Genomic DNA, 405 nt, shown 5'->3' with positions numbered 1-405 from the left:
TACTGCCAAACATAGATTTGATGCTCACTGGTGTTCAGTTGCACACTGACAGCAGCCTACAGATTACCCTGTGTCTGACGGGGATCCAGCACATTTTAACAGAACAACCCTAATTGGAGGCCGCATGGTCTGGGAAATAGATGAATTGCACTATGAAAGCGTCAATCACGCTTTGCAGAAGTTTCAGCGTGACTTTGGCTTAGGCGCAAAAAGCATTGGGCGGCCCTGTGAAGGCGACTTCAAAGATTATGCCGACATGTACGATTGGCTGTCGAATACAGTGCAGCGCCGACGGCAGCTACACTTGATGGCTCTTACCAACAAAATGCAGGAAAAAGTCAAAGTACTAACCTACCAAGAGCAGCAGGGTGGGCCATACTGCGCAGCTTTTCATCTGCTCAAAGG

1 protein-coding gene is annotated in these 405 nt (G+C 48.6%); it reads left to right on the top strand.

Annotation, left to right across the window (positions count from 1 at the left end; translation table 11 throughout):
* Positions 1 to 124: 124 nt before the first annotated feature.
* A partial coding sequence (locus QWY20_RS18545; protein ID WP_330130458.1) for a hypothetical protein occupies positions 125 to 405 on the top strand: 281 nt, incomplete at its 3' end.

This window comes from Alkalimonas cellulosilytica (assembly GCF_036325985.1).
In the GTDB taxonomy this organism is placed as follows: domain Bacteria; phylum Pseudomonadota; class Gammaproteobacteria; order Enterobacterales; family Alteromonadaceae; genus Alkalimonas; species Alkalimonas cellulosilytica.
This window is presented reverse-complemented; position numbering and strand designations above follow the sequence as displayed.